This window comes from Halobacteriovorax sp. BALOs_7 (genome assembly GCF_003612895.1).
In the GTDB taxonomy this organism is placed as follows: Bacteria; Bdellovibrionota; Bacteriovoracia; order Bacteriovoracales; family Bacteriovoracaceae; genus Halobacteriovorax_A; species Halobacteriovorax_A vibrionivorans.
In genome coordinates this window covers 2,526,206-2,540,697 of sequence record NZ_CP027772.1, presented here as the reverse complement: position 1 = coordinate 2,540,697, position 14,492 = coordinate 2,526,206, and the positions used below count along the sequence as shown (strand labels likewise).

Genomic DNA, 14,492 nt, shown 5'->3' with positions numbered 1-14,492 from the left:
TATATATGAAGAAGATAGTTTTGGCCCTTGCTCTAAGTGCCTTAGTTACTCCTACCTTTGCCAAGGAAAAGGATTCACAAGCTTCACGTTTTGAAAAACTAGAGCTCTTTAATAAAGTTATCCATATTATTGAAACAAATTATTATCGAAAAGTTAATATCGATAAGCTCATTGATGGAGCACTTAAGGGTATGTTTCAAACACTTGATCCGCATTCCGCTTTCTTAGATAAAGAAGTATTTAAAAAGATGCAAGAAGATACAAGTGGTGAATACGGTGGTCTTGGAATTGAAGTAACACAAAAAGATGGTGTACTTGTTATTACGACACCAATTGAAGACTCACCTGCGGAAAAAGCTGGTCTTAAGCCAGGTGATAAGATTGTTGAGATCAATAATGAGTCGACAATAGGTATAACTCTTGATGAAGCCGTTGATCGCATGAAAGGTGATCTTGGAACTGTTATTAATTTAGGTATCCTTAGAGCTGGTGAAAGAGATATCCGTTACTTTGATGTTAAAAGACAAAAAATTAAAACGAAGCCTGTTAAGTCGTATGCTGTTAAAGACTATGTAGTCATTCGATTAAGCCAATTCCAAAAAGATGCTGCAAGACATGTTGTTCGTGCATTAAAAAAGCATAAGAAGGAATTAGGTAAGAAGTTTAAAGGTGTTGTTCTTGATCTTAGATCAAACCCTGGTGGACTTTTAAATGAAGCAGTAAATCTATCTTCGATTTTCTTAAATGATGGAGTCGTTGTTTCAACAGAAGGACGTGACCCTAAGAATAAAGAGATACGTTATGTGAAAAAGAGCGGACATAAAGAATTGGATTGTCCTCTGGCCGTTCTTATTGATGGAAAAAGTGCTTCAGCTTCTGAGATTGTAGCAGGTGCTCTTCAAGATCATAAACGTGCAATCGTCGTTGGAACAAATTCTTTTGGTAAAGGAAGTGTGCAAACTGTTTCTCAAATTACAGAAGATGCAGGAATTAAGCTTACTATTGCTCAATATATGACACCAAAGGGAAGAAAGATTCAGGCCCTAGGGATCAAACCAGATGTTATGGTTTCTCAGGTCGAAGGCGAGTTTGTTGAAGAGAATATGTATGACGATGGTGGAATTCGTGAAGTTGATTTAAGAAACCACCTAACTGCTACTGTTGAGACTGAAGAAGAGAAAAAAGCGCGACTTAAGCGTGAGAAAATTGCTCGTAAAAAGAGAATTGAAAGAGCACGTGAAATTAATAAACATATCAAGAATAAAGACAAAGATAGAAAGTATTCGGCCTCAGAGGACTATCAGGTTATTCAGGCGATTAAATTCTTAAATACTGTTAATAAATTCAAGAAGATGTAGAAATATTCGAAGTGGGATGACGCTGTCCGTCTTCTCACTTCGCACCTTTCAAGACATCATTATTGAATGACCAATAAAGTACCTTCTGTATCACAATTAATTACCCATATAAAAAATAATCTCGAGTCTAATTACCAAAATATTAGTGTCACAGGTGAGGTCTCAAATTTGAGTTCTTCTGGTGCTGGTCATTGGTATTTTTCACTAGGTGATGCAAATGCTTTGATGAATATGGCCCTCTTTAGGGGGGACGCCATGAGAAATCCGATAATAAAAAATATCAAGGCCGGAGACAAGGTTATCGTTTCTGGTTCAGTATCGGTCTATCCAAAAAGAGGATCGTTCCAGTTAATTGTTAAGCGTATCGTTCCAGCTGGAAAAGGTGATCTACAGGAGCAATTTGAAAGATTAAAAAAGAAGCTTCAGGCAGAAGGTCTTTTTGATATGAGTTCAAAAATACCAATTCCTTCAATGCCTAAGAAAATAGGTGTTATTACTGCTCGTGGCGCAGCAGCACTACAAGACTTTTTAAATGTTGCAGCAAGAAGGTCTGATTATCACCAAGTCTTATTATCACCGGCACTTGTTCAAGGGGATAATGCACCAGCTTCAATTAGAAAAGCATTAGAGAAATTAATTGCATATCATCTCAAGGCAAAAGAAGAGGGACGCACTAAGGATATGTTAGACGTTATTGTTCTAACTCGTGGTGGTGGTTCCATGGAAGATCTTTGGGCATTTAACGATGAGGCTTTAGCCTGGGATATTTATAATTGTCCAATACCAACTATTAGTGCAGTAGGACATCAAGTTGATTTTACAATTTCTGATTATGTAGCAGACCTACGAACAGAGACCCCATCAGCGGCCGCAGAAGTTTTAACGCAGAAGTTTTTATCAATTGAAACTGATTTAAATAGAGTTAGAAAAGATCTTAAAAACGCAATGGATGGCCAACTTCGAACTCGATATGAAGTTCTGGCCGAAACGTCACCACTAAGTTTCTTACAAGCACTTAGATCAAAGATTTCAGAATATAAACACGATCTTGAAAAACTTAATTTAATAAAAAGAAAGGAACAAATTCTTTCACTATATGAATATAGCTATGAGCTTGATCGTATCGCTCAAAAGCTATCTCGTGCTATTAAAGAAAAGGTACAAGTATTTAAAAATCGCAACCTAGAATTTGAAAAGATTCTTTCAGCATTGAATCCTCGTAACGTTTTAACTCGTGGTTATGCTTATACTCAAATTGGAGATAAGGTTATAGGAAGTGCAAAAGAGATGAATAAATTATCAAATGTGGATGTTGATATTCATTATGCCGATGGCAAGGTTACTCTTCATAAGGGGACAAAGGCATGATTAATTCATTGGAGCTAGGTGCTGAAAAGGCCAATGCGACTTCAAGTGGTGTTGATAAGTTCTACTATCATACTAATATCTCACTTGAGGAAGAAATTTTAAGAGAGCTCGTTTATGCTGGCTTTACTCCAGTTCATGAAGACCTAGAATATCCAATTGAGTTTGAAATAGAATCAGGATCACCTCTTATTATAAAGCTTCAATCTTGTCTTATAGAAGTTGAAAGTATTGATCACCTAAAGAACTTAGTGCACTTTAACCGCGCTCTACAGCGACTTTATAAGTTGAATGAAAGCATGCACTTAGCAAATTTAGATGAACTTGGAGAAGGTGGGGTAATACTTGAAAAGGTCTATCAAGAGAGTGATAGTAACTTTATCGGTACAATTTTTAAACTCAATGATGTTAAGAATGAATTCGCTATTACAAAAATAAAAAAGAATACTTCTCAAAATTACTTAGTCGTTGAAGACTATTGTTTTGAAGATGAGGAGAATTATTATCTTTTAAAAGATAAAGGCGAAAATACTCAAGAGTTTGCCAGTGGAATAGCAAATGCCATCACCCTTATCAGTGCTAATGATAAAGACTTGGCAAATGAAGCAATTGGTATCAGTGAGCTGATCAATCAGCTTAGCTTTCCGGTGGTAATTTTAAATGATGATATTGTAAACTTTCACAACGATCATTTTTCAAAATTAGGAATAACCCCAGGACAACTTCTAAAGTCTGTTGATAGTGGCTGGATTGATATTGATGAAAATAAGTATAAGATCCTATCGTCAACATCTAATCATCTACAAATCATCTGTCTTGTAAGGCAAGAATTTAATTATTCAAAATCACATTCAGAGCTTGGTATTATTACTAGCTCTATTGCTCATGAATTAAATAATCCACTGGCGGGAATTCTAGCGGCAATTAATATGTTAGAACTTGAAGACTGGGCCGAAGAAGATGCTGCAACCTTAGAGGAGATGAAAGCTTCAGCGAAACGTTGTCAAAATCTAGTGAGTACATTCTTAGGTTTTTCACGTCTTAAAGAAAAACAAGGTTTCGACCAAAGTTTTGGAACAATTCTAGAGCAAGCAACAACACTTCTTAGTAATCGAAAAATTGAATCAGGGATTTCAATCGAAACTAATGTTTCAGCACAATTAGAAAATGCAAAAATATGTGGTGCTTCACTACCAATTATTCTTTATTTAATTTTAAGTGAGATGATGACTTTAAAAAATCATGAACTTCTCATTGAAAAAGGGGATAGTACTATAAAGTGTTCTTTCACTTTAAATGGAAGTGATATCAAATTAAATGTGAAAAATTTAAATCTAGAAGGTCAAAAGAGTAAGATTCTAGGGCGACTGATTGGTCACTTATTAGGACTTGAAAATTCCCGTGTGGATATCATTGGCCAAGATATAATTATCTATAATCTTCTCTAAATGAAGGCCTTTGGGTAGTTATACCTATTAGGGTTTGCCTGTGTGAATTTCTCAAACTCAACAAAGAAGAATTTTTTATTCTTTAAAGCAAAAGAGTCTTTAAAGATGATAAGTTCACGCTCTTCTCTCATACACTTTGCCATATAGAGATTTGTAATATCAGCTAGTGCTTTTGGAAAGTTAACTTCTTTTAGCTTCCCTGACTTCTTGCGGTTGGTTTTTGAATTAATGTATTGAATTAATTTCTTATCGTGTCCCGGATAGCGAAAGATTAGTCCTTGGCGAATACCAAGTGCACCTAGAGGGTAGATTGTATACTGCTCTGGTACCAGGTGATTCATGAGAACAAAGTCACATTGTTTTATTTTTTGTAACTCTTCTTTGTATTGGCCTTTTAGTTCCTCGAGGCTTTCTTTACCAATGAGGTTCTCTTTTAATAGATCAATTGATTTCTCTTTGTCCGTCTCATCCATTTTTGCATATGAATGATTGAATCGAATGAGAGATTCAAGGATTGGCCCTGAAAGCTTCATTGAGATTGTCTGCCAGTCAAGTTCAGCAATACGATCACAAATATATGTAATTTCATTTTCTTTATTTGTACAAGGATAAGAGAAGAGAATAATTCCATTCTTTCCTTTTACTGTAATAACAAAAGGAGCAAAAATCGATTTCATTTTATCTCGAATTTCTTCCAAGTTGCTCGATGCTTTTTTGAAATTACAAAGGTCTAATTCATAGCGGTTTTTAGGGTAGTAGAGATGGTTGATCTTTTTGATACCCTTAGCAATAAATATATTTAAGTAGTTTAGAAATAGCTCCGCTGTTGCAATTGAATCATCAAGAGCGCGGTGGGCCTTGTTATGTGAGATTTCAAAAATTCTCGACATATAATTTAGATTTGAGTTCATGAGGGTTGGAATAAGGTATTTTGTCATAAGGTTTGTACATAGGCCCTTATTCTCTAGCTCTTTTCTCCCAAGTCTTTTTAAAACAGAATTTAAAAATGGGATATCAAATGAAGAGTTGTGTGCGATGAGAACGCGATCTCCAATAAACTCTAAAACCTCTTCGATGACTTCATCAATCTTTGGTGCATCTTCTACTTCTTCTTGGGAAATTGAAGTTAGTTTTTGAATAAAGTCTGGAATCTTTCTTTCAGGGTTAATGAGAAAACTTTTTGTAGCACCAACTTTTAAGTTATCAATTTGGACGAGCCCGATTTCGATAATCTTATCTTTTTTCTGATTTCCACCTGTCGTTTCAAGATCAAAGACACAAAAACTCATGTCCTCGAGCATTTCTCTAGATGATTGATTCGAATTTGATTCCATTTACAATCCATGAAAGCCGAGTATTCACTCGTGGTTAGATATTGTATTTATTATAACAAAGTTCTCTCTACCGAGGTAGAGAGAAATTATTAAATTTGGGCTATTGTTTCTTTTAGTAATTCTAGGAACTTTTCCATCACACGTGCTGCTTCATGCTTAATATCATCGTGATTAAGTACAGTATTTTCAATCCCTGCCGCCATATTTGTCACACAAGAGATACCTAGGACATTTAATCCCATATGATTTGCAGCGATACATTCTTGAACTGTGGACATTCCAACGAGATCTCCACCAAGTCCACGATACATGCGAATTTCGGCAGGTGTTTCATAAGTTGGTCCAAGTACACCAACATAAACACCTTCTTTCAGGTCATATGAAATTGCCTTTGCTGAAGCTAAGGCCACTTCTCGAAGAGCAGGTGACCATGCATAAGTCATATCTGGAAAACGAGTTCCAAGCTCTTCTATATTTTCACCGACAAGACAATTCTCGCCAGTCATATTTAAATGATCAGTGATAAGAACAAGAGATCCTGATCCATAATCAAGATTAATTCCACCTGCTGCATTTGTAATAATAAGATTCTTTACACCGAGTGTTTTTAAAACACGTACTGGAAAAACAACTTCATCAAGAGAGTGTCCTTCATAGCGGTGAATTCGTCCTTGCATAACTGCAATAACTTTTCCTGAGAGTTCACCAAGTACTAATTGTCCTTTGTGTCCTTTTACTTTTGTCTTTTTAAAACCTGGAATTTCCTCGTAAGGAAGCTCTACCTTATTTTCTAAAAGATCCGCAAACCCTCCAAGACCAGAACCTAGTACAACTCCTATCTCTGGTGTCTTATCAAATTTGCTCGCAATATAGTCTTTTGATTCTTCAAGTCTTTTAAGTAAATCACTCATTAGATTTCCTTCGTCTCAAAAATTAACTTAGTTGGCTTTGGCTTAGCAGTAGTGATTTTAATATCTTTTTTAAGATCAGCTAAAATACCATCAACTTGTTTTTTCTGATTCTTATTATGATAAATTACAACAAGCTCATCACCCTTAGCAACTTGCTCACCAACTTTCTTATTTAATACAAAACCAACACCAAAATCGACTTTATCACTTGCTTTAGCACGTCCACCACCAAGACTTACACAGTGAAGTCCCATCTGCTTACATGCGATAGCTGAGATATAACCTTTCTTAGGTGCTTTAAAAACTGTCTTATGTTTTGCAACAGGTAGGCGAGAGTAGTCATCACAAACTTTTTCATCTCCACCTTGAACTTTTATAAGATTCTTGAAAACTTTAAGTGCTTTTCCGTTATCAATAACTGCACGTGCTTTCTTTTCACCTTCTTTAATTGATTCTGCTTTTCCTGCAATATAAACCATGGCACCAGCAAGCTTAACACTTAGGTCCGTTAAATCTTTTGGCCCATTTCCTTTAAGAGTTTCAATTGATTCAATAATCTCAAGTGAGTTACCAATATATTGACCAAGTGGTTGGTTCATATCACTAATCATTGTAACCATACGCTTATCAAAACGCTTTGCTGTATCTCTTAAACTCTTTGCTAGAGCTTTTGCATCTTTAAGATCGCTCATGAATGCACCATCACCAGTTTTGATATCCATAACAATACCGTTGGCACCTTCAGCAAGTTTCTTACTCATAATAGAAGCTGTAATTAAAGGAATTGATTCAACTGTTCCCGTTACATCTCTTAGTCCGTAGATAATCTTATCAGCTGGAGCGATATCTTTTGTTTGTCCAATAAGAACAATCTTTTCTTTATTAAGTTGCTTCTTAAATTGCTCTAGAGTCAGTGATGTTTTAAATCCTTTAATTGATTCTACTTTATCAACTGTCCCACCAGTGTGACCTAGTCCTCGCCCGGCCATCATTGGAACTTTTACACCACATGCTGCAGCGATTGGCCCAAGAATAAAAGAGGCCTTATCACCAACACCACCTGTTGAGTGTTTGTCGATCACGTTCACACCTTTAAACTTGAGTGTTTTTCCAGAGTAGAGCATGGCATCTGTTAGTGCCGCTGTTTCTTTTACATTCATCCCGTTTAGGTAGATGGCCATAAGAAGTGCAGACATTTGATAGTCAGCGACGTCGCCATTAGTGATTCCATTAATGAACCATTTTATTTCTTCGTCTGTTAATCTCTTCCCATCTCTTTTTTTCGAAATGATCTGATATGCGTTGAAGTTTTGTGACATAGTATTCCTTTAATTTATTTTCAATTTCCATAATTTGGCGCGCATTTATTGCATCAAATTACTTCTGCGTATAGAATAGTAAAAGAGTCATTATAGTGGCGGCCTTTAGAGGTGGCAATGATGAAACTTAATGCGCTTTGCGCCAACGTTTTAGGATTTACATGTTCATGAAAAAATTAATTATAATATGTTTAACGCTTTGTTTTTCATTTTCTTCAATTGCTCAAACTGATTTCAAAGAAGAGGGGATTAGAGATCTAACAACAGTTGCTGGTCTCGGTCTTGGTGGAGCAATTCTAGGTCTATCAACACTTTCATTTGTTGAGGAGCCTAGTGACCATTTAAAGAATATTCTTGTTGGTGCTTCAGTTGGGATTGTCATTGGAGTTGGTGTTGTTGCTTATAATCAAGCTCAGAAATCTCAAGCAACAATTCAGCAAACAAGTATTAAGAATTTCGACACAAAGAGTCGTTTAAATTGGCATGCTACTAATACAGCTAAAGATATCAAGAAATTTAATAGTGTAAATCCGAAAGTGGGATGGACATTTAATTTTTAATCAATCTATAATGGCCCTGAATTGACATCGGGGACACAATGGAAAGACTTATCTCAGCACTTGGGCTAGTGGTTATGCTAGCAATCGCTTTTGCCTTATCGACTAATCGCAAAAAAGTTAATTGGCGACTTGTTATTTCAGGTGTGCTTCTCCAGGTTTTCTTTGGACTAATCATTTTAAAAACATCTGTTGGGCAAAACTTCTTTGAAGGTGCGCGTGGATTTTTTACGGCCATTTTAAATTATACTAATGAAGGCTCAAACTTTATTTTTGGGCCATTAACAAATGTACCAAAACTAGGTTTCATTTTCTTTGTTATGGTTCTTCCAACCATTATTTTCATGTCATCATTAATGAGTGTTTTCTACCATTTAGGAATAATGCAAATCATTATCAAAGCTTTTGCAAAAGTAATGTCAGTGGTTATGGGAACTTCTGGTGCAGAGTCTCTAGCAGCAGCTGCAAATATCTTTGCTGGCCAAACTGAAGCACCGCTTGTGGTTAAGCCACTTGTTTCGAAAATGACTCAATCTGAATTAATGGCCCTGATGACTGGTGGGATGGCCACGGTTGCAGGAGGGGTTTTAGCTTCATATGTTGGATTTGGAATTGATGCCGCTCACTTACTGTCTGCATCTGTTATGTCAGCTCCAGCAGCACTTGTTTGTGCCAAGCTTATGATTCCAGAGACTGAAGAGTCTCTCACACAAGGTGATTTAAAATTAGAATTAAAAGATAATAGTGTTAATTTAATCGATGCTGCTGCCAACGGAGCAAGTGAAGGTGTAAAGCTTGCTATTAATGTTGGTGCAATGTTGATTGCCATTATCGCTCTTGTAGCAATGCTTAATGGTGCCATTGGTTATGTAACCGGTTTATTTGGAGCAGAAGGAATTACTCTTGAGCTCATTATGGGGAAATTATTTGCTCCATTTGCTTGGTTATTAGGAGTTGAGTGGAAGGATGCAGAAATTGTTGGAATGCTTCTTGGTAAAAAAGTCGTACTAAATGAGTTTGTGGCCTATCTTGATCTAAAGGACAATATGGGTAACTTATCAGAGCGCTCAATTACTATTGCAACTTATGCTCTTTGCGGTTTTGCTAATTTCTCTTCAATCGGAATTCAAATCGGTGGTATTGGTGGCATTGCTGAAAATCGTAAGCAAGACCTAGCAAAACTAGGGGTTAAGTCTCTAATTGCTGGAACACTAGCATGTTTCATGACTGCTTGTGTGGCAGGTATCTTTATCTAAAATTCTAATTTTACAAAAAACTGATTAGTTGAGTAGGTTAACGCGGAATATTATATCTTCTAGCGTAAAACCTTGCTCACACGTACAATTATTAGTAGGTTAAAGTCTTGGCTTGAGCTGCGCTCGCCGATTTGCCTCGCGCGTTATCGAAAGAACGATATAAAGTTTAAAAGGAATATATATGTCTAAAGATTTGATTATTAACAAAACAGTTAACGAATGGCGTGCTGTTTTGATGGAAAATGGAGAGATTCTCGATTTTCTAATGGAGAGAGTCAAAGCAGACTCTAATCCTCATCCAAGGCTAGGGAATATCTACCGAGGAAAAGTTTTAAGAGTTCTTCCTGGAATGCAGTCTGCATTCGTTGATATTGGTTACGAAAAAGCAGCATTCCTCTACGTTGATGACGCATACTTACCAACTCTTGATGAACAAAGAGAGATGGCCAAGAAAGCGGAAGAGATTCGTAAGGAAAAGAAAGAGCGAAGCCTTGTTATTCCTGATGAGCTAGCAACACTTTCGGAAGAAGTTGATATGCGTATGCGTCCAGAGACGGCAACGATTGAATCATTCTTAAAAGAAGGGGATGAGATCATTGTTCAGGTTGCAAAGGAGCCAATTTCGACAAAGGGGCCACGAGTCACTCGTCATGTCACAATTCCAGGACGCTATGTGGTTTACATGCCATTTATTGAGCACACTGGTGTTTCTCGTCGTATTGAAAATGAAGAAGAGCGTGATCGTTTAAAAGAGATGCTTGAGACAATCCGTCCAGAAGGAAAAGGTGTCATTGCACGAACAGTAGCAGAGGGGAGTTCATATAAAACTCTTAAAACTGACTACGATATGCTCACTAAAATCTGGAAAGAAGTTCAAAAGAAGTCAGAAAAAGAAAAAGCTCCAGCTCTTTGTTATGAAGACTTAACTTTTATTCAGAGAGTTTTACGAGATATAACTGATGAAGATGTTGATAATATTATTATCGATGACAAAGATGGTGTTAAGGAAGTTGAGAAATTTGCTACTAAGTATCTGCCACAGATTAAAGGTAAGGCAAAATTCTTTGATGAGACTAATCCAATCTTTGAAAAGTTTGGTGTAGGAATTGAGATAGAAAGGGGACTAAGTAATAAAGTTTACCTTCGCTCTGGTGGATCACTTAATATTGATCAAACTGAAGCACTTGTTTCAATTGATGTTAACACTGGTAAATTTGTTGGGCGCAAGAACTTAGAGGAGACGATTCTAAGAACAAATCTTGAGGCCGTAAAAGAAATTGCTTATCAGCTAAGGCTTAGAAATTGCGGTGGGATTATCATTATCGATTTTATCGATATGGAAAAAATTGAAAATCGTGAAACCGTTTATAACACCCTTGTTGAGGCATTAAAGAAAGATCGATCAAAGACAAAGGTCTTACCTATTTCTGAACTTGGACTCGTTGAAATGACGAGAAAGAGAACTCGCGATACCCTGACTCGTATTATGTGTGAGCCATGTCCGTATTGTGAAGGAAATGGAATTGTTAAGACAGTACATACTGTTTGTTACGAGATTGTTCGCGAACTTAAAAAGAAAATTCGTAACAATCCACAGCAGAAGAAGATTTCAATCTACGCTCATCCTGAGGTTACAGCTTCTCTTTGTAGTGAAGAGCTGGATATCATAGAGACGATTGAAGAAGTGTTTAGCGTAACGCTACAGATTCGCTCAGAGAACTCGTATCACGTTGAACAATACGAGATTTTCTAAAAATGGCCGGGTTGCTTCGCATCCTGGCCGTACGATAGGGAACTTTATATGAGAGCATTTCTATTCCCATTACATAAAGTTTCGTATCAGGCAATTCTGAGAAAACCCCTCAATATATTTGAACCCCGCTATATTCGCATGATTCATGATGCTGAAATGGAAGGGGTTCCGGTTGCTCTAACATATGCTAATCTCGGCCAGCATGCTTCAGCTGATCACGGAAGTATTCCTATAGAGCATGAAAAGTATGGAAGTGTGCGAAGAATTACTGGCCTTGGCCGTGTGCAGATTCTTCAAAAGTCGAAAGATGGCAGTATGCTCGTTGTTCTTGAGCCATTTGCAAAAGGTGAAATCATTAGTGTCTACAACGAAGATGCTCCATATAATACAATCGAAGTGGAAAATATTCCTGAGTTTTTAACAGTGATGCCAGAGCATATGATTTCATTGCAAAAACTGCAGCTCGTATTTCGTGAATGGGCCAAGTCGTTTTTTAAAAATCAGGCCGAGTATGATGCTCTTATGCACGCGGCGGAAGATCCGATTGTTCTTGTTGGGGCCATCACTGAATTTGTTATAACTTCCCCTGATTTGAAGCAGGGCATCCTAGAAATCGATGACATCAATGCAAAAATCGACGTCCTTCTCGAATGGATGAATTAAACCTCGTAATTTCAAACACTTGTCAACGTGATAAATTCTTCTTTTCACTGACTATTTCTTTACTTAATCCACTGCTGCTGGTAGATTAGCACCACATTTGACCGTTAATTTTACTCGCTTCCCTGTGGTAGGGAAGCCAATAACAACTATTGTCCAGGAGATAAAGTATGATTTATGAGTTAGCATTAGTAGCTCACGCAAGCGCTACTGAAGAGCAACAAACTAAACTTAAAAATTTAGTTGCTGAAGTTGCAAAATCTTATGATGGTGATGTTCACCTTACTGATGATTGGGGAATGAGAACTTTTGCTCAAACTGCCAAGAACGGTGCGAAACAAGGTAACTACATCTATTTCATCGTTTCAGGAAACAAAGACCTTAACACTGAACTTCAAAGACGTTTCAGAATTAACGAGCACGTACACAAGTACCTAATCGTTAAACTTGACGAAGCAGATGCTGAAACAGCTGTTAAAAACTACAAGACTCCATTCTCAAAAGCTCACCCAGGTTCACAAACTGATGAACTAGATAAAGGTGCAGAAAAAGATAAGAGAAGATTTGCTAAGAGAAAGCACTGCTGGTTCAAAGCAAATAGCATCACTGCAGATTGGAAAGATCCAAAGACTTATAACTGGCTTGTTAACGAGTTTGGTAAGATTCAACCAGCAAGAGTAACTGGTGTTTCTACTAAGCACCACAGATGGGCCCAAAGTGCTATTAAAAGAGCAAGAAACATTGGTCTAGTATCTCACGTTAGAGGTGACTTCGCTCACTAAGATGTGATTGAAGATTTAATGTAATTAAGGAAGTAGTGGAAATTAAGTATTAAATGAAAGAAGAAAAGCCAAATACATTCACACCAATCTCAAAAGAGAACTTCACTATTGGGAAGCTTATCTTCTTGTGCGTGGTTTGTTTGATATTGAGCACAGCAGGTCCGCTTGCAATCTTCGCTCCACTTCCTGCTGCATTCGCATTCTTGCTATACGGGAACTTAAAGACTTTTGTAACTTTTGGTTCAGTAATTATTCTCTCATTAATTGCGGCGCAATTTGGAGAAGGACTCATAATTCTGGCGAATTCAGCTTATGTTGTTTTCTATGCTGTGATTATTGGATTCCTAAGTGCTTCAACAATTCTTCGCAATGAAAATCCTGTTACAGGGTTATTAAGAAGAGGATTTTTACTATTAATTGTAATCTTTAGTTTAATTGGGATGGTTGAATTAATTTTTCCATCGACATTTTCTCAAGCGATTACAACAACTGTTACAGAAAATATTGATCAATTAAAGAGTGCTCCTGACTATGAAGACTTCATTGCTCGTGGTGGGGAGATGGCAATAGCTTACCAAGACCTTATGGAGCATCCAGAGAAAATCATCAAGATGATTTATCAATGGTTCTTTTCAGTGGTTTTTGTTGGTACATTCTTTATCCTTTGGTTAACAAGTTTCATGTTACTAAGAAATGCAAAAATGTGGAAAATGCTACATGGGCATGAGTATAGCTTAAAAGACTTTGTGAAATTCCAAGTACCAGAGTTCTTTTCATATATTTTGATTGCTGGTTTAGCATTATTTCTAGGCGGGGAATACTTAGGAGGAGAAGTTGTTGAGGTTGTTGGCCTTAACATTTTAATGTGCTTAGGCGTATTTTACTTCTTTCAAGGAATGGGGGTTTACCTCGATTTCCTAAAATACATCAAGGTAACAGGTTTTGTTCGCTCAATTCTTGCTATCATGACTATTTTCTTTGCCCATCGCTTTATTGCGATTGTTGGACTCATCGATGGATGGGCCAACTTTAGAAGATTTTTTAAAAAAAATAAGGAGCTATAAAATGAAAGTTATTCTTAAAGAAACTGTAAAGTCTCTTGGTAACGTTGGTGAGATCGTTAACGTATCTGCTGGTTATGCAAGAAACTTCCTAATCCCAAATGGTGCTGCAGTTCTTGCTGATGAGTCAAACACAGCACAGGTTAAGCACTACGAAAAACTACTTGCTAAAAAAGTAGAAGAAAACAAAGGTGAAGCAAAGAAAGTTGCTTCAGCTATCGACGGTCTAAATATTGATCTTGTAAAAAGAGTTGGAACTAACGGTAAACTATTTGGTTCTGTTACAACTAACGATCTTGCACAGGAACTTGAAAAGCTTGGTCACACTGTAGAAAGAAGACACCTTCTTCTAGAGAAGCCAATCCGTTCAGTTGGTAAATTTGATGTTAAAGCTACTATCTTCTCTGGAATTGAAGCTGCTTTTACAGTAACTGTAAAAATGGATCCAAAGCAAGAAGAAGAGAACAAGAAAAAAGCTGAAGAACTAGCTGCTGCTAAAGCTGCTAAAGAAGCTCTTGCAAAAGAACAAGCTGAAAACGGTACTGACGGTGAAGAAAAAGCTGAAATGACTGAAGATGAAAAGCTTAAAATGGAAGCTAATAAAATTCTTAGAAGCTAATTTTTCTAAATATTAAGAGGGGGGCTTAAAGCCTCCCTTTTTCTTTCTATTACTTAATCATATTACGGG

13 protein-coding genes are annotated in these 14,492 nt (G+C 36.9%); 10 read left to right on the top strand and 3 right to left on the bottom strand.

Annotated elements, in window-relative coordinates; translation table 11 throughout:
- Positions 1 to 5 precede the first annotated feature (5 nt).
- The 3 genes from BALOs_RS12165 (at position 6) to BALOs_RS12155 (ending at position 4,171) form a co-directional block, all read left to right on the top strand.
- Complete coding sequence (locus BALOs_RS12165) at positions 6 to 1,358, top strand: S41 family peptidase (RefSeq protein WP_114705482.1); 1,353 nt, start codon at positions 6 to 8, stop codon at positions 1,356 to 1,358.
- 66 nt (positions 1,359 to 1,424) lie between these two features.
- A complete protein-coding gene (gene xseA, locus BALOs_RS12160; protein ID WP_114705481.1) occupies positions 1,425 to 2,726 on the top strand; it encodes an exodeoxyribonuclease VII large subunit in 1,302 nt (433 codons plus the stop codon).
- Complete coding sequence (locus BALOs_RS12155; RefSeq protein WP_120405307.1) at positions 2,723 to 4,171, top strand: histidine kinase dimerization/phospho-acceptor domain-containing protein; 1,449 nt, start codon at positions 2,723 to 2,725, stop codon at positions 4,169 to 4,171. Before xseA ends, BALOs_RS12155 begins: the two co-directional genes overlap by 4 nt.
- On the opposite strand, the gene BALOs_RS12150 is transcribed toward BALOs_RS12155, so the two are convergent.
- The 3 genes from BALOs_RS12150 to BALOs_RS12140 all read right to left on the bottom strand — a co-directional run bounded on the left by BALOs_RS12150 (position 4,168) and on the right by BALOs_RS12140 (position 7,735).
- The gene (locus BALOs_RS12150; RefSeq protein WP_120405306.1) at positions 4,168 to 5,505 is read right to left on the bottom strand and encodes a PolC-type DNA polymerase III; all 1,338 of its coding nucleotides are present in this window, start codon (positions 5,503 to 5,505) and stop codon (positions 4,168 to 4,170) included. The two genes, BALOs_RS12155 and BALOs_RS12150, sit on opposite strands and share 4 nt — an antisense overlap.
- An 89-nt stretch (positions 5,506 to 5,594) precedes the next feature.
- Positions 5,595 to 6,416, bottom strand: a complete 822-nt coding sequence (locus tag BALOs_RS12145) for a purine-nucleoside phosphorylase (RefSeq protein WP_120405305.1) — start codon at positions 6,414 to 6,416, stop codon at positions 5,595 to 5,597.
- Complete coding sequence (locus tag BALOs_RS12140; RefSeq protein WP_120405304.1) at positions 6,416 to 7,735, bottom strand: thymidine phosphorylase; 1,320 nt, start codon at positions 7,733 to 7,735, stop codon at positions 6,416 to 6,418. The genes BALOs_RS12145 and BALOs_RS12140 overlap by 1 nt, the downstream gene beginning before the upstream one ends.
- A 167-nt stretch (positions 7,736 to 7,902) precedes the next feature.
- Between BALOs_RS12140 and BALOs_RS12135 the strand changes: the two genes are divergently transcribed.
- The 7 genes from BALOs_RS12135 (at position 7,903) to rplI (ending at position 14,423) form a co-directional block, all read left to right on the top strand.
- Positions 7,903 to 8,295: a hypothetical protein gene (locus tag BALOs_RS12135; RefSeq protein WP_162929679.1), complete on the top strand. Its 393-nt coding sequence runs from the start codon at positions 7,903 to 7,905 to the stop codon at positions 8,293 to 8,295.
- Positions 8,296 to 8,333: 38 nt separating this feature from the next.
- Positions 8,334 to 9,548, top strand: a complete 1,215-nt coding sequence (locus tag BALOs_RS12130) for a NupC/NupG family nucleoside CNT transporter (protein WP_120405302.1) — start codon at positions 8,334 to 8,336, stop codon at positions 9,546 to 9,548.
- Between the two features lie 181 nt (positions 9,549 to 9,729).
- Positions 9,730 to 11,301 carry an Rne/Rng family ribonuclease gene (locus tag BALOs_RS12125; RefSeq protein WP_114705474.1) on the top strand — a complete coding sequence of 524 codons (1,572 nt, stop codon included), beginning with the start codon at positions 9,730 to 9,732 and terminating at the stop codon, positions 11,299 to 11,301.
- Between the two features lie 48 nt (positions 11,302 to 11,349).
- Positions 11,350 to 11,964, top strand: a complete 615-nt coding sequence (locus BALOs_RS12120; protein ID WP_114705473.1) for an LON peptidase substrate-binding domain-containing protein — start codon at positions 11,350 to 11,352, stop codon at positions 11,962 to 11,964.
- A gap of 167 nt (positions 11,965 to 12,131) precedes the next feature.
- Entirely contained in the window at positions 12,132 to 12,743 is a 612-nt protein-coding gene (rpsR, locus tag BALOs_RS15255; RefSeq protein WP_158536740.1) for a 30S ribosomal protein S18, read from the top strand.
- Positions 12,744 to 12,796: 53 nt separating this feature from the next.
- Positions 12,797 to 13,807, top strand: a complete 1,011-nt coding sequence (locus BALOs_RS12110; protein ID WP_114705472.1) for a DUF2232 domain-containing protein — start codon at positions 12,797 to 12,799, stop codon at positions 13,805 to 13,807.
- A gap of 1 nt (position 13,808) precedes the next feature.
- Complete coding sequence (rplI, locus tag BALOs_RS12105; RefSeq protein ID WP_158536739.1) at positions 13,809 to 14,423, top strand: 50S ribosomal protein L9; 615 nt, start codon at positions 13,809 to 13,811, stop codon at positions 14,421 to 14,423.
- Positions 14,424 to 14,492 lie beyond the last annotated feature (69 nt).